The organism is Sinomonas sp., assembly GCF_051955515.1.
In the GTDB taxonomy this organism is placed as follows: domain Bacteria; phylum Actinomycetota; class Actinomycetes; order Actinomycetales; family Micrococcaceae; genus Sinomonas.
This window is the reverse complement of record NZ_JBQCGQ010000138.1, coordinates 1-17,039: the sequence shown is the minus strand read 5'-3', so window position 1 is coordinate 17,039 and position 17,039 is coordinate 1. Positions and strand designations below refer to the sequence as shown.

The 17,039-nt window shown below is 70.3% G+C and carries 14 protein-coding genes; 10 read left to right on the top strand and 4 right to left on the bottom strand.

The genetic code is table 11. The features are described from left to right. Nucleotides 1–216 precede the first annotated feature (216 nt). From pdhA to ACTHL9_RS07630, 5 genes are read left to right on the top strand one after another with little or no spacing between them, the layout of a single operon-like run. The gene (gene pdhA, locus ACTHL9_RS07650; RefSeq protein ID WP_440518253.1) at nt 217–1,386 is read left to right on the top strand and encodes a pyruvate dehydrogenase (acetyl-transferring) E1 component subunit alpha; all 1,170 of its coding nucleotides are present in this window, start codon (nt 217–219) and stop codon (nt 1,384–1,386) included. A gap of 1 nt (nt 1,387) precedes the next feature. Further along, nucleotides 1,388–2,443: an alpha-ketoacid dehydrogenase subunit beta gene (locus ACTHL9_RS07645; protein WP_440518252.1), complete on the top strand. Its 1,056-nt coding sequence runs from the start codon at nt 1,388–1,390 to the stop codon at nt 2,441–2,443. Nucleotides 2,444–2,445: 2 nt separating this feature from the next. Continuing rightward, nucleotides 2,446–3,807, top strand: coding sequence for a dihydrolipoamide acetyltransferase family protein (locus ACTHL9_RS07640; protein ID WP_440518251.1), 1,362 nt, complete (start codon nt 2,446–2,448; stop codon nt 3,805–3,807). A gap of 54 nt (nt 3,808–3,861) precedes the next feature. After that, nucleotides 3,862–4,677 carry an MBL fold metallo-hydrolase gene (locus ACTHL9_RS07635; RefSeq protein ID WP_440518250.1) on the top strand — a complete coding sequence of 272 codons (816 nt, stop codon included), beginning with the start codon at nt 3,862–3,864 and terminating at the stop codon, nt 4,675–4,677. Between the two features lie 51 nt (nt 4,678–4,728). After that, nucleotides 4,729–5,844 (top strand): MinD/ParA family ATP-binding protein, encoded by a 1,116-nt coding sequence (locus tag ACTHL9_RS07630; protein ID WP_440518249.1) that lies wholly within the window; start codon nt 4,729–4,731, stop codon nt 5,842–5,844. On the opposite strand, the gene ACTHL9_RS07625 is transcribed toward ACTHL9_RS07630, so the two are convergent. Next, entirely contained in the window at nt 5,835–6,722 is an 888-nt protein-coding gene (locus tag ACTHL9_RS07625; protein WP_440518248.1) for a phosphatase PAP2 family protein, read from the bottom strand. The two genes, ACTHL9_RS07630 and ACTHL9_RS07625, sit on opposite strands and share 10 nt — an antisense overlap. Before the next feature lie 42 nt (nt 6,723–6,764). Between ACTHL9_RS07625 and ACTHL9_RS07620 the strand changes: the two genes are divergently transcribed. Beyond that, a complete protein-coding gene (locus tag ACTHL9_RS07620; RefSeq protein WP_440518247.1) occupies nt 6,765–7,481 on the top strand; it encodes a M50 family metallopeptidase in 717 nt (238 codons plus the stop codon). Then, the gene (locus tag ACTHL9_RS07615; protein ID WP_440518246.1) at nt 7,478–8,500 is read left to right on the top strand and encodes an o-succinylbenzoate synthase; all 1,023 of its coding nucleotides are present in this window, start codon (nt 7,478–7,480) and stop codon (nt 8,498–8,500) included. Before ACTHL9_RS07620 ends, ACTHL9_RS07615 begins: the two co-directional genes overlap by 4 nt. Here ACTHL9_RS07615 and ACTHL9_RS07610 read toward each other — a convergent pair. Then, nucleotides 8,484–11,153 carry an MGH1-like glycoside hydrolase domain-containing protein gene (locus ACTHL9_RS07610; protein ID WP_440518245.1) on the bottom strand — a complete coding sequence of 890 codons (2,670 nt, stop codon included), beginning with the start codon at nt 11,151–11,153 and terminating at the stop codon, nt 8,484–8,486. The genes ACTHL9_RS07615 and ACTHL9_RS07610 overlap by 17 nt on opposite strands. 77 nt (nt 11,154–11,230) lie before the next feature. Between ACTHL9_RS07610 and ACTHL9_RS07605 the strand changes: the two genes are divergently transcribed. Beyond that, nucleotides 11,231–13,309, top strand: a complete 2,079-nt coding sequence (locus ACTHL9_RS07605) for a PhoX family protein (protein ID WP_440518244.1) — start codon at nt 11,231–11,233, stop codon at nt 13,307–13,309. Between the two features lie 6 nt (nt 13,310–13,315). On the opposite strand, the gene ACTHL9_RS07600 is transcribed toward ACTHL9_RS07605, so the two are convergent. Continuing rightward, on the bottom strand, nt 13,316–14,053 hold the full coding sequence (locus ACTHL9_RS07600; protein WP_440518243.1) for a uracil-DNA glycosylase: 738 nt from the start codon (nt 14,051–14,053) through the stop codon (nt 13,316–13,318). A gap of 3 nt (nt 14,054–14,056) precedes the next feature. Here ACTHL9_RS07600 and ACTHL9_RS07595 point away from each other — a divergent pair, with 3 nt between their 5' ends. Both ACTHL9_RS07595 and menD read left to right on the top strand, forming a co-directional pair. Next, nucleotides 14,057–14,617 carry a DUF488 domain-containing protein gene (locus ACTHL9_RS07595; protein ID WP_440518242.1) on the top strand — a complete coding sequence of 187 codons (561 nt, stop codon included), beginning with the start codon at nt 14,057–14,059 and terminating at the stop codon, nt 14,615–14,617. Next, entirely contained in the window at nt 14,614–16,320 is a 1,707-nt protein-coding gene (gene menD, locus ACTHL9_RS07590; RefSeq protein ID WP_440518241.1) for a 2-succinyl-5-enolpyruvyl-6-hydroxy-3-cyclohexene-1-carboxylic-acid synthase, read from the top strand. The genes ACTHL9_RS07595 and menD overlap by 4 nt, the downstream gene beginning before the upstream one ends. An 83-nt stretch (nt 16,321–16,403) precedes the next feature. Here menD and ACTHL9_RS07585 read toward each other — a convergent pair. Then, a partial coding sequence (locus ACTHL9_RS07585) for an amino acid ABC transporter ATP-binding protein (RefSeq protein ID WP_440518240.1) occupies nt 16,404–17,039 on the bottom strand: 636 nt, incomplete at its 5' end.

Sequence of the window (17,039 nt, the reverse complement as noted above, 5' to 3'; positions counted from 1 at the left end):
CGCGCGTCCTCGGTGAGCTGGGCGAGGATGGCGCGGTCCACATCGTCCATGCAGTCTCCTGTGATCTGGGTCATTTTCGACGATTCGTCTACAAATCTTCCCTTCTTGCTTCCAGAATTCCAAGATCAAGCAGATTTATGGATACGAATCCGGCCCGCAACCCATACTTGTGTCAACACGCCTGTGTCAGAACAGGACATGCTGCGAGGAGGCACCATGACCATTCCCGCGGAGGCCCAGGAGGCCGTCAAGCGCTTTGGGATCAGCATCGAGGACTACATGCTCCCGGTGCACGGCCAGATCCAGATCCTGTCCGAGGACGGCACGATCCTGCCGGAGGACCAGCGCGGATCAACTCCCGGCCACCAGTACCCCGTCCCGAGCGACAAGGAACTGCTCGAGGCCTATCGCCGCCTCGTCATCGGGCGACGCGTGAACGACCAGAACTCCGCCCTCGTCCGCCAGGGGCGGCTCGCGGTCTACCCGTCGAGCCACGGCCAGGAGGCCTGTCAGGTCGCCGCCGCCCTGTGCCTCAGGGACGGTGACTGGATGTTCCCGACGTACCGCGATGCCGTCGCCGTCATGACCCGGGGCGTCGACCCGGTCGAGGCGATGACGCTGTTCCGCGGCGACTGGCACGGAGGCTACGACCCGCATGAGCATCACGTCGGCATCCAGAGCACGCCGCTCACCACCCAGCTGCTGCACGCCGTCGGCGTCGCCCACGCGGCGAAGCTCCGCGGTGAGGACACCGTGGTGCTGGCGATGTGCGGCGACGGCGCCACGAGCGAGGGCGACTTCCACGAAGCCCTCAACTTCGCTGCCGTCTTCCACCTGCCGGTCGTGTTCTTCGTCCAGAACAATCAGTACGCGATCTCGGTGCCGCTCGCACACCAGACGGTCGCGCCGTCGCTCGCCCACAAGGCCGTCGGGTACGGGATGGCGGGCGAGCGCGTGGACGGCAACGACGTCGTCGCGCTCCTGGCGGTCCTCGACAGGGCCGTTTCGCTCGCCAGGGCGGGCTCGGGCCCGCTCCTCGTCGAGGCCAACACCTACCGCATGCAGGCCCACACCAACGCCGACGACGCGACCCGCTATCGCAACGAGGCCGAGGTCCAGGCGTGGGCCGCGAAGGACCCGCTCCACCGCATGCGGCACTACCTGACGTCCACTGGCCACCTCACAGGTGATGTCGAGACAGCCTTCGCTGGCGACGCCGAGGACATCGCGCAGCACCTCCGCGACGGGCTCAGCGCTGAACCGCAGCTGGACCCGCAGGACCTTTTCGGCCACGTCTTCACCGAACCGACGCCGCAGCTGCGTGAGCAGTCAGCCTTCCTGGCCGACGAACTCTCGCGCGAAGAGCCGTCCCAGAAGGAGCACTGAGATGAGCACCGTAGCCGAGGCCGCAGCCGCGCGCGCGGCCGCCAGCGCAGGACCCGAGCCGGTCACCTTTGCGAAGGCCCTCACCACGGCCATGACGGATGCGATGCGAGCGGACGACGGCGTCATCGTCTTCGGCGAGGACGTCGCCAAGCTGGGTGGAGTCTTCCGGATCACGGACGGGCTCATGGCCGAGTTCGGCGAGCAGCGCTGCTTTGACACTCCGCTTGCCGAATCTGGAATCGTGGGCATGGCCCTCGGCATGGCCATGAACGGGATGCGGCCCATCGTCGAGATGCAGTTCGATGCGTTTGCCTATCCCGCGTTCGAGCAGATCGCCAGCCACGTGGCCAAGATGCACAACAGGACGCGCGGCCGGGTCAGGCTGCCCATGGTCATCCGCGTTCCGTATGCCGGCGGGATCGGCGGTGTGGAGCATCACTGCGACTCCTCCGAGGCCTACTACGCCCACACTCCCGGGCTGAAGGTCTTCACGCCGTCGAGCGTCGCGGATGCGTACCGGCTGCTCCGCGAGGCGATCGCGAGCGACGATCCGGTCGTCTTCATGGAGCCCAAGAAGCTCTACTGGTCGAAGGAAGCCGTGGACCTCGCTGCGCTGCGCGAAGAGGTTGAGGCGAAGGCGGGCCAGAAGGCCGAGGGGCGGGCCGTCGTCGTCCGCCCTGGCACGGACGCGACGCTCATCGCCTATGGTCCCGCGGTCCCGCCCGCGCTTGCCGCCGCAGAAGCGGCGGCGGAGGAGGGGCGGTCGGTCGAAGTCGTGGACTTGCGGACGATTGTCCCGTTCGACGACGAGACGGTGTCGGCGTCGGTGCGCAAGACGGGACGAGTGGTGGTGGTGGCAGAGGCGCAGGGCTTTGCCTCGGTCGCCTCGGAGATCGTCGCCCGCGTTCAGGAGCGCTGCTTCCATTCGCTCGCGGCTCCCGTGCGCCGCGTGACCGGCTTCGATATCCCGTTCCCGCCGCCCAAGCTCGAGCACTGGCACCTGCCGAGCGCCGACCGCATCCTCGATGCCCTCGACGATCTCCAGTGGGAGGACTGACAATGACCCGCCAATTCCTGCTGCCCGATCTCGGCGAGGGGCTCACCGAGGCCGAGCTCGTCCGGTGGCTCGTGGCCGTCGGCGACTCAGTGACGATCGACCAACCCGTCGTCGAGGTCGAGACCGCGAAGGCCGTCGTCGAAGTGCCGTCGCCGTTCGCGGGCGTGGTCGCCGAGCTCCATGGCGAGCCCGGGGAGACCCTCGACGTCGGGCGACCCCTCATCAGCATCGCCGAGGTCGGGGCCAGTGCCGCCGAGGTCGGGCCTGCCGGGGAGGCATACCGCACGGAGGAACGGGCTGGCACCGGTTCCGGCAACGTGCTCATCGGGTACGGAACCTCGGAATCGACCGCCTCGGGGCGCAAGCGCCGTCGCAAGGGAGAGCCGATGTCCCCGAACGGCGTGCAGAACGGGACGGCGGTCGCGACGGCAGAGCCCGCGCGTCAGGCGATCCGCGTGGTGTCCCCGTTGGTGCGGAAGTTCGCGCGCGACCTCGGTATCGACCTGCACAGCCTCAAGGGCTCCGGTCCCGACGGCCTCATCCTGCGCCGGGACGTCCAACTGGTAGCAGACGCCCCGACCTCGGCGGCGCAGGGCCCGACCTCGGCGGCAGAGGGCCCGACGTCGGCGGAGGGGGACGTCGACGCGAGCAGCGGGCTCGGCATCGCGTCGCGCACGCCCGTCCGCGGCATCCGGAAGGCCGTGGCCCAGGCTATGACCCGAAGCCGCACCGAGATCCCCGAGGCCACCGTCTGGGTCGACGTCGACGCGACGGAGCTCGTCGAACTGCGCGAGGGCCTCAAGAAGCGCGATCCCGAGCGGACTCCGAGCCTGCTCGCATTCATCGCCCGCTTCGTCCTCGCAGGCCTCGAGAAGTTCCCCGAGCTCAACACACGGATCGACACGGCAGCCGACGGCACCCAGGAGATCGTCGCGTTCGACGGCGTCAACCTCGGCTTCGCTGCCCAGACCGAGCGCGGCCTCGTCGTCCCGAGCATTCGGGGCGCTCACCGGCTGAGCGCGCGGGAGCTGGATTCGGAGCTCAGGCGCCTCACCGCCGTCGCCCGCGACGGGAAGGCATCGCCTGCGGACCTCACGGGAAGCACCTTCACCCTCAACAACTACGGGGTGTTCGGCGTCGACGGCAGCGCGGCGATCATCAACTATCCGGAGGCGGCGATCCTCGGCGTCGGGCGCATCGTGGACCGTCCGTGGGCGGTCGAGGGGCAGCTCGCCGTGCGGAAGGTCGTCCAGCTGACGCTGGTCTTCGACCATCGCGTGTGCGACGGCGGCACAGCCGGAGGCTTCCTCCGCTACGTCGCTGACGCGGTCGAACACCCCGGCAGCATCCTCGCCGACCTCTGAGGCCCATGGCAGAATCGGGACCACGATCTGCCCCGGAAGTGAAGGACTAAAGGCATGGCTCAATGGCGCGACCTCGGCGGCGACACGTTTACGCTCGGTCTCGAGCCGCTACGGCTCAACGTCGGGCTCGTGATCGGGAGGGAGCGCGCCCTCGTGGTGGACACGGGGGAGGGGCCGCGTCAGGCGCGGCAGATCCTCGATGCGGTGCGGGAGAAGACGGACTTGCCGCTCGTCGTCGTCAACACCCATGCGCACTACGACCACTACTTCGGCAACGCGGTCTTCGCGGCCGCCGGCGTGACGGAGTTCTGGGCGCACGAGAATGCTGCGTCGTCGATCGCGGAGACGGGCGAAGACGCCAGACCCGAGGTCGCCGAGCGCGAGCCCGAAATGGCGGCGGGGGAGGGCGAGAACACCGAGATCGTCGTCCCGCAGGCGATCGTGCGGGACCAGCCGGTGCTCGTCGACCTCGGCGGCCAATCCGTCACGCTGTTCTACCTCGGCAGGGGGCACACGGACGGCGATCTCCTTGTTGGGACGTCGACTGCGCTGTTCAGCGGCGACCTCGTCGAGGAGGGCTCGTACCCGGAGTTCGGCGACTCGTACCCGGAGGAGTGGGCCGACGCCCTGCGGCACATCTCCGCGCTACGGCACCGCTACGAGCACCTCGTCCCGGGACACGGCGGCCTCTGCACGGACGTCGCCGTGCGCACGATGGCCGAGACGATGGCGACGGCGGTCCGCTCCGCGCGCCAGGCGACCCGGGAGTCGCCGCACGACGCCACGAAGGCCATCCCGATCCTTCCGTACGGCCCTGAGCAGTCGCGACTGTTCATCGGCCGCCTGAAGGCGGCCAGCACTCTGCACTAGAGTTGCAGCGGGCACCACAGGTGCCAGCGGGGCCAGAGTGAAAGGGGCAGGATGGTCGACGACGGTGCTCACACCGTGCCTCTGACCCGGCGCGAGCTGCGCCGACTGCGTGAAGCAGAAGCACGCGAAGCGGAAGCACTCGAATCCGTGCCAGAGCCGACATTGGCGGATACCGGCAGTGCCGTCGTCGAGGCGCCGGCACCAGTCGTCGAGGCGCCGGCCCCAGTCGTCGAGGCGCCGGCCCAGCCAGAACAGCCGGCCGGCTTCATCAAGCCGTCCCAGGCGGCACCCCCACGCGGGGGCTTCCGGGGCTGGCTGTATCGGCTGACCGGCGGCGCCCTCAATCTTGGGCCGTCGGCCGTCGAACGCGAGGAGGCGGAGCTCGACCGTCGCATCCGCCGTCGTCTGGACGGGAGCCGCAACACGGCGCTGCTGTCCATGAAGGGCGGCGTCGGCAAGACGTCGACGACTGTGGGCGTGGGACTCACGCTCGCGACGGTGAGGTCGGGAAGCGTGTGCGCGATCGACGCGAACCCCGACGCCGGCGACCTGATTGAGCGGGCGCTCGGCGAGGGTGCCTACGAGTCGGAGCGGCAGCTCACCGTCACGCGTCTCCTGCGGGAACTCGGCGACAATGACTCGCGCGTGGCCCTCGACGCGTACCTCCACGAGGTCGGGAGCCTTCGCCTCCTAGCGGGCGAGCAGGACCCTGACCTGTCCGACTCCCTCAGGGCCGAGGACTACGAGCGGGTCTACTCGCTCGTCTCACGCCACTACGGAGTGACGCTCACCGACTGTGGGACGGGCGTCAGCCGGCTTGCCATGAAGGGCATCCTCGACAACGCGGACAACATCGTGGTCGCCGCAGGCTTCGCGGTAAGTGGCGCGAAGCGTGCCCGCGACACGCTGCTCTGGCTCTCCGCGCATGGGTTCGAGCGTCTCGCGAAGGAGGCAATCGTCGTCGTCACCGACAAGGACGACGTCTCGGCGCGCGTCGACAAGGCGGCGATCGAGGAGACGCTCGCGGGAATGTGCCGGATGCTCATCAGCGTGCCCCACGACAAGGCGGTTGCGGACGGCGACCTCGTCTCGCTCGAGGCGGTACGGCCCGAGACGCGGCGGGCGTACAAGGAGATCGCGGCGGCGATCGTCGACGGCTACCGCTGACGGACGGAGACCGCGAAGAGCCACGTCGCGGCCGTCCCGATCACGTACCCGCTGATGACGATGAGGGAGAGGCCCGCCCAGAAGTAGTGGGTCGTGCTCTCCACGCCACTGCCGGGCGCGATTTTGACGAGCATCGCGACGGCGAGGGCGGTGGCCCCGAGTCCGATCAGCAGTGGAAGGCTGAGCCAGAGCCGCGACGACGCCCAATGGCTTCCGAAGCCGTCCCAGGTGTTCCACCGCTGTCCGGTGCGGATCACCAGCCATCCGGCCGGCGCGAGGCACGCCGCCACCACCAGGAGCCCAGCGATGACGTCGGCGGGGCGATGCCACTGGTTGACGAGCGTCGCACCCCCGGCCGCGACCGCGAACGTGGTGCCGAGGAAGCCCACGAAGGGACGCCACGCGGGCGAGGCCACCAGGAAGATGGCCCCCGCCGCCGAGGCCGCAGCGGTGGTGTGCCCGGAGGGGAGCGAGTTCTCCATGAGCGTCTGGATTCCCGTGTAGGGTCGCGTGAAGACGTAGGCCTTGAGAAGCTGCGTGACGAGGTTGGCGAGCCCCGCGGCCGCAAAGGCTATGAGCGCGGCGGACCAGCGGCGCTTGACAATCGCGGCATAGAGCAGGCCCCCAGCGCCCACGACGACGGCGATGGTCGGCAGTGCGTCGAGGAACCCGAGCGACGCCTTCGCGGCCCTGCCGTAGACCGCCACGGCTTCGTCGAGAGCCGACTCGTCGATGTACTGGCCTGTGGTGGTGCGGACGAACAGCCAGTAGGTTGCCACCACGCCGAGCAGCGAGACGAGGGAAGCCAGGAGGAACAGGCCCGGCCCTGCGACAGTCTCGCGGAGGGGCAGGGCGGAATTCGCTCGGGTGGAAACCATGCCAATTAGGGTCCCACATCCGTCTGTGCGCATGCTGTTCTCATGGTTCACGACTGGTGGAACGCATTCGTCGACGGGTTCACCCGCACTCCGCCCCTGTCCCTGCCCGCCGCTGAGGTCGCGTGGCTGCTCGCCGCTGCCGCCGCCCTGTGCCTCGTGCCGGTGCTGTGGAGGTTCTTCGGCCGGTTCGTCACGATCGTCCACGAGCTCGGTCACGCGTTCGCGGGCCTGGCCACGGGGATGAGGGTCACGGGGATCACGCTGCGCAGGGACCAGGGCGGCACGACGCTCGGCGTCGGCCGGGGGAGAGCGGTATGGTTCGGCTTCTGGGGCTACCCGGCGCCCGCCGCCGTCGGTGTCGGTTTCGTTGCCGCGTCGATGCAGGGGTGGGGGCGCGCGGCGCTGTCTGCGACCGTCGTCGTGCTTGTCCTCACGTTCCTGTTCATCCGCAATCTCCAGGGCGTGTTCATCCTGCTCGGGGCGATCATCGCCGTCGCGGTGCTCGTGGTCGCGGTTCCGCCGGAGGTCCACGGCCACCTCACGCTGGCCGCGGGCCTCGCGCTCATCCTGGGTGCCGTGCGCGACTGGTGGAACCTGGTCTCGGTCCATACGACTCGTCGCCGGGAACTCGGCAGCTCGGACGCATTCATCCTCGCGCGCCGCACCGGCGTGCCTGCGCCGGTGTGGCTCGGGTCGTTCGCCGCCGTGATCGGGCTGTGCGCGGCGGGTGCGTGGCTCGCTCTGAGGGTGGCCCTGTGATTCCTTCGCTTGCCGACCTCGAGGCGACGGCCGTCGTGGTCCGCCTGCCGCTCACCGTCCGCTTCCGCGGCGTCCTCGAACGGGAGGCGCTCCTGCTGCGCGGGCCAGCCGGGTGGGGCGAGTTCGCACCGTTCCTCGAGTACGACGACGACGAGTCCTCACGCTGGCTCTCATCGGCCATCGAGGCGGCCTGGGAGGGGTTCCCGGAGCCGGTGCGCGACAGCGTGCCGGTGAATGCGACCGTCCCCGCCGTCGCCGCGGAGCGCGTCCCCGAGGTGCTCGCGAAGTACGGGCCGGTCCCTGCTGTGAAGGTCAAGGTGGCGGAGCGGGGCCAGAGCCTCGCCGACGATGTCGCGCGGGTCGCAGCCGTCCGGGCGGTGCTCCCGGACGCGGCCCTCCGCGTCGACGCGAACGCCGCGTGGAGCGTCGAGGAAGCGGTCGCGGGCCTGACGGCCCTCGCCCCGTACGGACTGGAGTACGCGGAGCAGCCGGCCCCCGGCGTGGACGGGCTGGCCGAAGTCCGGTCGCGCCTCGCGGACGCGGGGATCCCGGTGCCGATCGCAGCGGACGAGAGCGTGCGCAAGGCAGAGGATCCGCTCCGGGTGGCCCGCGCAGGCGCCGCCGACCTGATCGTCGTCAAGGCGGCCCCGCTCGGAGGAGTGCGGCGCGCGCTCGAGATCGTGCGTGAGGCGGGACTGCCCGCCGTCGTCAGCTCGGCGCTGGATACGTCGGTGGGGCTCGCCGCTGGCGTGGCGCTCGCCGCGGCGCTTCCCGAGCTGCCGTACGCCTGCGGGCTCGGAACCGGTGCGCTGTTTGCGGACGACGTCGTCCGCTCGCCGCTGGTGCCCCGCGCCGGCTCCCTGCCGGTCGGCCCGGTGACGAGCGGTGCCGTGGCGCCGGACCCCGAACTGCTCGCGAAGCACGCGGCGCCGCCGGAGCGGAGGGAGTGGTGGCTCGACCGCCTGCGCCGCTGCTATGGGGTCCTGGCCGGCGACGGTCCGACTACCTCCGGCAGATGAGGTGCGCCACGAGGGCAGTCCATCCCGTCTGATGGGACGCCCCGATCCCAGCGCCCGTATCGCCGTGGAAGTACTCGCTGAACGTCGGGTGCGCGTCCCAGAGCGGGCCTGACGGATGATGCCGGGGCGTACTCGGCCGCCGGCCGTTCGCTGCCGGGCGAAAGAGCCGCACGAGGCGCTGCTCGAGCTCCCGGGCGACGTCCGTGAGGGAGAGCGTCTGGCCCGAGCCGCGGGGGAATTCGACCGCCAGCTCCGAGCCGACGCCCTCGGCGTAGGTGGCCAGGGCGTCGGCCACGAGGACGTTCACCGGGAACCAGACGGGACCGCGCCAATTGGAGTTGCCGCCGAACAGGCCCGAGTCGGACTCGGCCGGCAGGTATGAGATGGTCATGGGCTGGCCGGCGACGTCGACCGTCGTCGGCCGCCGGTAAGCCGCCGACAGCGAGCGGATGCCGTACGGCGAGAGGAATTCGCCCTCGTCGAGGAGGCAGGCCAGGATCCGAGCGAGGCGGTCGTCGTGGACGACCGCGAGAGTGAGGCGCCCGTCGGAAGCCCGCACGAGGGCACCCATCTCGTCGGGCCGGTGCTGCTGGAGCCAGTGCAGGTTGCGGGCGAAGTCCGGCAGCGACTCCGCGGCCCACTCGGGCGTGACCGCCACCGCGAGAAGGGGCAGGAGACCGACCATGCTGCGGATGGGCAGCCGTTCCTGACGGCCGTCGTCGCCCACGAGCACGTCGTAGAAAAAGCCGTCGTCCTCGTCCCACAGCGAGACGCCGGCGCTCCCGAAGGTGTCCATCGCCTGCGCGATCGCGAGGAAGTGCTCGAGGAATTTGGTCGCAAGGTCGTCCCAGACACGGTCGTCGCGCGCGAGTTCGAGGGCGATGCGCATCATCGTGAGGCAGTAGAAGCCCATCCAGCTCGTCGCGTCCGACTGCTCGAGCCGGAAGCCCGGCGGGAGGCCCTTCGACCGGTCGACGGCGCCGATGTTGTCCATGCCGAGGAATCCGCCCTCGAACAGATTGGAGCCGTCCGCGTCCTTGCGATTCACCCACCAGGAGAAGTTGAGGAGGAGTTTCGTGAAGACCCGGGTGAGGAACTCCGTGTCGCGCGCGCCGTCGATGCAGAACACCTGCCAAGCCGCCCAGGCGTGGACCGGAGGGTTGACGTCGCCGAAGGCCCATTCGTAGGCGGGGAGCTGGCCGTCAGGATGCATGGCCCATTCGCGGCAGAGGAGCACCAGCTGGTGCTTGGCGAAGTCCGGATCGATATGGGCGAGGGCGACGCAGTGGAACGCGAGGTCCCACGAGGCGAACCACGGGTACTCCCACTCGTCCGGCATCGAGATGACGTCCGCGAGGGCCAGATGGCGCCAGCCGGTGTTGCGGCCCCACGGCTGCTCACGGCTGTCGGGCGGGGCCGGGAAGGCCGGATCGCCCTCGAGCCATTCCCGCACTGAATAGCGGTAGTGCTGCTTGCCCCACAGGAGGCCCGCGAAGGCCCGGCGGGCCACGAGCGTGTCCTCGGGGTGCGTCGCGGGGACGACGGCCGAGTAGAACTCGTCTGCCTCGCGCTCGCGGTCCTCGAGTACATCATCGAACCCCACCCCGAAGGGGTCGAGGGGCAGCGCTTCTCCGGTGAGCCGGAGCCGCACCCTCACGCTCGCCCCCGGGGCGATCGCGGGGAAGTGCCAGCGGAAGGCCGCCTTCGTCCCGGCTTCTGCGGGGTTGAGGAGGGACCGGTCGCCGCGCACGATGGCGGCGTCGAACGCGTCCTTCGGGTGCGGCGAAGGATTCGCGGACGCACCGAAGAGCTCCACGTCGTTGCTTTCGTTGTCGCAGAACAGCACCTCGGGGAAGGGGGCGCCCGACGCGTCGATCACGGCCGCGTCAGTCATAGCCTCGGCGGCCAGGATGTAGCGGCCCAGGAATCCATGGGTTGCCTCAATGGCCGCGACACCGCCCGGCGTCAGCTCCGGGGGCCGCAGGCGGCGCAGCGCGGGACGCCGCGTGTCGCGCCCCCAAGCCCAGGTGTTCCGGAACCACAGCTGCGCCACGAGGTCGAGCGGCGCAGGATCCGGTCCGTGGTTCGTGGCCGTGATCGTCACGCAGATGTCGTCCGGCGAGGCCTTCGCGTGGACGGTCTCGATGTCGAAGAAGCGGTTCTCGGCGAGGATCCCCGTGTCCGCGAGCTCGTATTCCGGCTCGGCGCGGGAGCGCGAGGCGTTGGCGCGGACGAGCTCCTCATAGGGGTACGCGGCCTGAGGATAGCGGTAGAGGGTCTTGGCCCAGGAGTGGGTCGGGGTGGCGTCGAGATGCCACCAGTGCTCCTTGACGTCCTCGCCGTGGTTGCCCTGGCCGTTGGTGAGCCCGAAGTAGCGCTCCTTGAGGCGGTCGTCGTGCCCGTTCCAGAGGGCGAGGCCGAGGTTGAGGAAGCCGAAGCGGTCGCAGAGCCCCGCGATCCCGTCCTCGCCCCATCGATAGGCGCGGCGGTGGGCGTGCTCGAACGGGAAGAAGTCCCAGGCGTTGCCGTCGGCGGAGTAGTCCTCGCGGACGGTCCCCCATTGGCGTCCGGCAACGTAGGGGCCCCAGAGGCGCCAGGGATCGGAGTCGCCGGGGGACTCGGACAGGCGTCGGTGCTCGGCAGTGTCAGGCATGGCGCAAGTCCTGCACGTTTTCCTGAAATTAACCTGAAAACAGCCTGCGTGTTGACCCTGAATGGTGGGCTGTGCCCATGACCAGCCCCCGTCGTCTCCTCCTGCCCATGCTCGACCACGTCCGCGGCAAGCGCAGTGCCGTCACGTGCGCCCTCAAGTGCGACAACGCATGCCTCAACGAGGTCTGCAACACGTCCTCGAATAGCTACTTCCGCGACATCGTCTCCGGGGAGCTCTCCCGCCGTTCCGCCCTCGGCGTCGGGCTAGTGGGCGCGCTCACGCTCGCGTTCGCCGGTAACCAACCCGAGCGTGCCGCCGCCTCGCCTCTTGCCTCGCCTCTCGCTCCGGCCGCGAAGCTGCCGAACTCCGCCCTCGACTTCACCCCGATCCGCCCCGTGGACAAGCTCGTGGACGAGTTCACGGTCCCCGACGGCTACGCGTGGCGGCCCATCATCCGGTGGGGCGACGGGCTGTTCCACGACAGCCCGGAGTTCGACCTCGAGCATCAGACCGCGGCGGCGCAGGCCCGACAATTCGGCTACAACAACGACTACACGGACATCATCGAACTCCCGGGCGCGGCCGGGAAGCGGGCGGTCCTGTTCACGAACCACGAGTACACGAATGAGAACATCATGTTCTCGGATGCCCAGCTCGCAGCGGACCCTGCCGAGGCGCGCGCCGTGGCTCGCGCAGCGCACGGCCTCTCCGTCGTCGAACTCGAACGCCAGAACAAGAACCAGGCGTGGCGCTACGTCAAGGGCGCCCCGCTCAACCGCCGCTACCTCACCGACACCGTGTTCGAGTTCACCGGTCCGGCGGCGGGCTCGCCGCTCGTTGGCCGGACGGTTCGGGGCACGCTTGGCAACTGCTCGGGCGGCACCACCCCGTGGGGCACGGTCCTCTCCGGGGAGGAGAACTTCAACGGGTACTTCCGGACGCTGGGCACCTCGAAGGAGGACAAGCGCTACGGCCTCGCGGACAAGGCCACGACGCGCCTCTGGGAGCTCGACGATCCGCGCTTCGACACCCGCAACCCCGCCTACGCCACCGAGGCCAACCGCTTCGGCTGGGTGATCGAGGTGGACCCGCTCGATCCAACGTCAACCCCGAAGAAGCACACCTCGCTCGGCCGCTTCAAGCACGAGGGCGCGAACGTGCGCGTGGCAGGCAACGGGCGGGTCGTCGCGTACTCGGGCGACGACGAGCGCTTCGACTACCTCTACAAGTTCGTCTCGAAGGGCGTCTACCGCCCGGGCAGCAGCACGGCGGACCGCGAGCACAACAAGACGCTCCTGTCCGAGGGGGACCTCTTCGTGGCCCGCTTCGCGGGCAATTCCCCGGCGGTCGAGATCGACGGAAGCGGGCGGCTCCCCGCGGACGGGGCGTTCGACGGGCGGGGCGAGTGGCTGCCGCTGGTCCTCGATGGGAAGTCGGCCGTGCCGGGCATGAGCGTGGAGCAGGTCCTCGTGTACACCCGCCTGGCCGCCGACGCGGTGGGAGCAACGAAGATGGACCGCTGCGAGGACGTGGAGCCGCACCCCGTGACCGGAAAGGTCTACGTGGTCTGCACCAACAACTCGAACCGTGGCGTGGGCAGCAACGCTCCGGCCGACGAGGCGAACCCCCGCCGCCAGAATCGCGACGGCCACATCGTGGAGATCACGGAGGATGGCGGCGACCAGACCGCCAGGACGTTCGGCTGGAACCTCCTGCTCGTGTGCGGCGACCCGGCGACGAACCAGGTCACGTATTTCGCCGGCTACCCCTCGGACAAGGTCTCGCCGATCTCCTGCCCTGACAACGTCGCGTTCGACTCGTCTGGCTACATGTGGCTCGCGACCGACGGCGCGCCCAGTTCGATCGGCTACAACGACGGCCTCTTCCGTGTGACGCTCGAGGGCCCCGAGCGGGGCAAGGTCGAGCAGTTCCTGTCCGTGCCGCGCGACGCAGAGACGTGCGGCCCCGTGGTGCGCGACGACGAGCGGCACGTCTTCGTGGCCGTGCAGCACCCGGGCGAGGAGGGCACGTTCGACGCGCCGCACTCGTACTTCCCGGACTACGCGGCGACGGGTTCGCCCCTGCCGACCGGCGCCGTCCGCGCGCCGCGACCCGCGATCGTCCAGGTGCTGCCCGCCCAGCACGCCAAGAAGTAGGGGCGGTCAGCGGTTCAACCCCGCGAGCTCCCCACCCCGGCCGAGCGCCTCACGGAGCATGGCCGGGGTGAGGGTACGCGTGTTCATGTTGCGCTGGCTGGGGTGGTAGCAGCCCACCAGATGCACCCCGCCCTCGGCACCCGGTCCCGGGATGCGCACCTCGGTACCGTGCCCGAAAGCCGGCCGGGGCCGCGGGAGCCGCCACCCGCCGTCGGCCATCACCGGCAGCAGCGCCTGCCAGCCGAACGCGCCGAGCACCACGATCGCGCGCAAGGTCGGGCGCAGCAGCTCCAGTTCGCGGGCGAGCCACGGGCTGCAGGTGTCCCGCTCGGCGGTGGTGGGCCGGTTGTCCGGCGGCGCGCAGTGCACGGGCATGCTGATCCGGACGCCCCGCAGCTCGAGCCCGTCGTCGCGGTGGGTCGAGGTGGGCTGGGACGCCAAGCCGAGGTCGTACAGTGCGGCGAAGAGGGCGTCGCCGGAGGGGTCGCCCGTGAATGCCCGCCCGGTGCGGTTGCCGCCGTGGGCCGCGGGCGCGAGCCCCACGATCGCGAGCGACGCGTCCGGCGGCCCGAAGCCGGGGACGGGCCGCGCCCAGTAGTCCCAGTCCTGGAACGCCCTGCGCTTGACCCTCCCAGCCTCCTCCCGCCACGCCACGAGGCGCGGACAGGCGCGGCAGTCCGTGACGGCTGCATCGAGGTCTCGGATGCTGCTCGTCTGGGGAGCCACGACCGCGGGGATACTCACACCATGGAGTCCAGCACAGATTCCCGCGCGACGCTTCTGACCTTCGGTCACGGAACCGCGGGGCGCGACGAGCTGGGTCCGCTCCTGCGCTCTGCGGGCGTCCAGTCGGTCGTGGACGTGCGCACCGCTCCCGGAAGCCGCCGCAATCCCGACGTGGGTCGCGACGCGCTGGCGCTCTGGCTGCCAGAAGAGGGCATTGGCTACCGCTGGGAGCAGCGCCTCGGCGGCTTTCGCAAGGCAGCTGGCGACTCTCCCGACGTCTTCTGGGAGAACGCTTCCTTCCGCGGGTACGCCGGCTACACGCGCCACCCGGATTTCCTGGCGGCCATGGACGAGCTGCTGGATCAGGCAGCGCGCGTTCGGACTGCGATCATGTGCAGCGAATCCGTCTGGTGGCGCTGCCACCGGCGGATCATCGCGGACTTCACGGTGCTGGCGCGTCACGCGCGGGCCGTGCACCTAGCGCACGACGGACGCCTGACCGAGCACAGGCCGACGGCGGGCGCGCGTCTCCGCGACGATGGCCTGCTCGTCTACGACCGCGAGCCTACGATAAGAGGGTGACTTCTCTCGGCTCTCTCGACGCCGCCCGCGAGGTGGTCTCCGGACTCCTCGGGGGCGGCGTCCGTCGCGTCGTGGTCTGTCCCGGATCGCGCAGCGCGCCCCTCGCGTACGCGCTCGCTGAGGCCGAGGGGCGCGGGCTGCTCGAGCTCGCGGTCCGCATCGACGAGCGGGCCGGCGGCTTCACCGCGCTCGGGGCCGCGCTCTCGTCGGGACGTCCGACGGCGGTGCTCACCACGAGCGGGACCGCCGTGGGCAATCTTCTGCCCGCCGTCATGGAGGCGAACCACGCGGAGGTGCCTCTCATCGTGCTCTCGGCCGATCGGCCCGCGGAGCTTCACGGGACCGGGGCGAACCAGACGACCGAGCAGCTCGACCTCTTCGGCGAGCACGTGCGCTTCGCAACGTCGATCGCGGCGGGGGAGTCGCCGTCGTCGGCCGTGCGCACCGCGCTGAGCGCCGCCTCGGGGCTGCTGCCCGGCGTGCCCTCGGGACCCGTCCAGCTCAACGTGTGCTTCCGCGAGCCGCTCGTGCCGGCGGGGGAGTGGGAGCCCTCGGCCGCCGGGTGGGAGCAGCCGCGCACGGAGGGCTTCGCGTACCGGCGTCCGGCGGTCGCCGCGCTCGGCGGCCTCCCGCCACGGCGGACGGTGGTGCTCGCGGGGCACGGGGCCGGCCCGCTCGCAGAGGCGTTCGCTGCCGCGCACGGCCTGCCGCTCCTGGCTGAGCCGTCATCGAACGCGCGTTTCGGTTCGCATGCAGTCGGGCCGTATCGGCTGCTGCTCGACGGGCATCCCGGCGAGGGTATAGACCGCGTGGTCCTCTTCGGCCGGCCCACGCTGAGCCGCCCCGTCACGGCACTCCTCGCACGGCCTGGTGTGGAAACCGCACTGTTCCACCCGCGGCCCGTCGCATGGTTCGAGGAGGGACGACGTCGCGAGCGGCTCGTGGCAGACCTCGACGAGCTCTCAGACTTTGCCGGCAGGGGCCCGGAGGGCTGGCTCGACATGTGGCTCATCGCAGGCGCGGCCGCCCAGGAGTCCGTGGACCGCGTGCTCGCGGGCGCGCCGCTGTCAGGACCTCGGCTGGCGCAGCTCGTGTGGAGGAACGCGCGAGGGCAGCTCATGCTCGGTTCCTCGAACGGCATCCGGGACGTGGACCTCGCCGCGCCGCCTCCCGCCGAGCCCGGCGCGCGAGTCTTCGCGAACCGCGGGCTCGCGGGCATCGACGGGACGGTGTCCTCCGCGACCGGACTCTGGCTGGGCAACCGGGTGGACACGACGCTGTTCCTCGGAGACCTCACGTTCCTGCACGACATCGGAGGGCTTCTCCTCGGCACAGGGGAGGCCGAGCCGTCCTTGCGCATCGTGGTGCTCAACGACTCGGGCGGAGCGATCTTCGGGCTCCTCGAGCACGGCCGCGTCGGCGGCGACGACGGCGAGCGCCCGAGCGCCGCGGCCGCCGTCGAACGGCTCTTCGGCACACCCCACAAGGCCGATCTCCGCGCTCTCGCCGCCGGCTACGGCGTGCGGCACACAATGGTGCGGACGACGGCGGAGGCGGCCACCGCTCTCGCCGCGCCACGGTCGGGCGGCCGGGAGATCATCGAGGCCCGCGTGGACCGTTCCGGCCTGCGCGGCCTGCACGAGCGCCTACGCGCAGCGGTCACCGAATCCGTCTCCCCCCAGCACCGTTTCGGGTACAGATAACTTCGCCCGCCCGCGAGAAGACGCCTTGAGCCGAAGAAGACGCCCTCGGGGCGTCTTCAAGGCCGCAAGGCGTCTTCTTCGGGTTAGAGGACCTTGCTGAGGAAGGTCTGGGTGCGTTCGTGCTGGGGGTTGGCGATGACGTCGCGGGGGTTGCCGGATTCGACGACGACGCCGCCGTCCATGAAGGTCAGGGTGTCCCCGACCTCGCGGGCGAAGCCGATCTCGTGGGTGACCACGACCATGGTCATGCCGGACTTGGCGAGGTCCTTCATGACGTTGAGCACGTCGCCGACGAGCTCGGGGTCAAGCGCGGAGGTGGGCTCGTCGAAGAGCATGAGCTCGGGGTCCATGGCCAGGGCCCGGGCGATGGCGACGCGCTGCTGCTGGCCGCCGGAGAGCTGGGCCGGGTAGTGCCTGGCACGGTCCGAGAGCCCGACGCGGTCCAGGAGCTCCAGGGCGCGCTTCCTCGCCGCGGCCCTGTCCTGGCCTTTGACCTGGACGGGGGCCTCCATGACGTTCTCCAGGGCGGTCTTGTGGCCGAAGAGGTTGAAGCGCTGGAAGACCATGCCGATGTTGCGGCGCTGGGCGGCGATCTCCTTCACGTGCAGCTCGTGCAGCTTCCCGGCGCGCTCCCGGTAGCCGATGAGCTCGTCGTTGACCCAGATCCGCCCGGCGCTGATGGTCTCGAGGTGGTTCACGCAGCGCAGCAGGGTGGACTT

Coding starts and splice junctions, on each gene's coding strand:
- pdhA (WP_440518253.1), top strand. CDS start 217: ATGACCATTCCCGCGGAGGCCCAGGAGGCCGTCAAGCGCTTTGGGATC.
- ACTHL9_RS07645 (WP_440518252.1), top strand. CDS start 1,388: ATGAGCACCGTAGCCGAGGCCGCAGCCGCGCGCGCGGCCGCCAGCGCA.
- ACTHL9_RS07640 (WP_440518251.1), top strand. CDS start 2,446: ATGACCCGCCAATTCCTGCTGCCCGATCTCGGCGAGGGGCTCACCGAG.
- ACTHL9_RS07635 (WP_440518250.1), top strand. CDS start 3,862: ATGGCTCAATGGCGCGACCTCGGCGGCGACACGTTTACGCTCGGTCTC.
- ACTHL9_RS07630 (WP_440518249.1), top strand. CDS start 4,729: ATGGTCGACGACGGTGCTCACACCGTGCCTCTGACCCGGCGCGAGCTG.
- ACTHL9_RS07625 (WP_440518248.1), bottom strand. CDS start 6,722: ATGGTTTCCACCCGAGCGAATTCCGCCCTGCCCCTCCGCGAGACTGTC.
- ACTHL9_RS07620 (WP_440518247.1), top strand. CDS start 6,765: ATGGTTCACGACTGGTGGAACGCATTCGTCGACGGGTTCACCCGCACT.
- ACTHL9_RS07610 (WP_440518245.1), bottom strand. CDS start 11,153: ATGCCTGACACTGCCGAGCACCGACGCCTGTCCGAGTCCCCCGGCGAC.
- ACTHL9_RS07605 (WP_440518244.1), top strand. CDS start 11,231: ATGACCAGCCCCCGTCGTCTCCTCCTGCCCATGCTCGACCACGTCCGC.
- ACTHL9_RS07595 (WP_440518242.1), top strand. CDS start 14,057: ATGGAGTCCAGCACAGATTCCCGCGCGACGCTTCTGACCTTCGGTCAC.